The organism is Hymenobacter sp. B1770 (genome assembly GCF_049896385.1).
Taxonomy (GTDB): Bacteria; Bacteroidota; Bacteroidia; order Cytophagales; family Hymenobacteraceae; genus Hymenobacter.
In genome coordinates this window covers 1-523 of sequence record NZ_JAFCUF010000096.1, presented here as the reverse complement: position 1 = coordinate 523, position 523 = coordinate 1, and the positions used below count along the sequence as shown (strand labels likewise).

The window sequence follows — 523 nt, the reverse complement described above, 5'->3', positions numbered from 1 at the left end:
ACACCGGGGCCAGCTTGTTTCCCCTGAGCACGGACTCTGCTACTTGGCAAACCCTGGTCCGGCCGGGGACCCGGGTGGACACCTTAAACGTGAGCTCATGGGGCGAACAAGTGGCGTTTTACGGGGCCCCGATGCAGCACCCCGCATACTTGGGAAACGTCCGACTGCCCCCGTCCAAGGCGTGGTTTACGCGCAGCCAACGCCACCTCGACTTTAACAAAAGCGAACGGGTGGCGGCGCTGACCGGCAATGCGTTCTTCTTGGAAAACGTCGTGGTGCTGGATTTTGTGAACGCCCGTTTTGGCGTCGTAAACGACCGCTTGGCCCCGGCGAAGGGAGCGTTTTAACGAGGAGCCACAACGCAAACATACCCCAATGCGAGGCCAGGGGCAGTGGGGCAAAAACTACCTTTTCCTAAACTTGCCTAGCTTTCGTGGCGAACGCCTCCCCCAATGAAAACCAAAACGTTGCTGCTGCTGCTGGGGGTGTTGCTGCTCGCGGTTCTCAATTGGCAGTGGCCGCT

1 protein-coding gene is annotated in these 523 nt (G+C 59.5%); it reads left to right on the top strand.

Features of this window, described 5'->3' with window-relative positions:
- Positions 1–347, top strand: a 347-nt coding sequence (locus ACP7AJ_RS21645; protein WP_426062319.1) for a hypothetical protein, incomplete at its 5' end; no start/stop codon positions are given.
- Positions 348–523 lie beyond the last annotated feature (176 nt).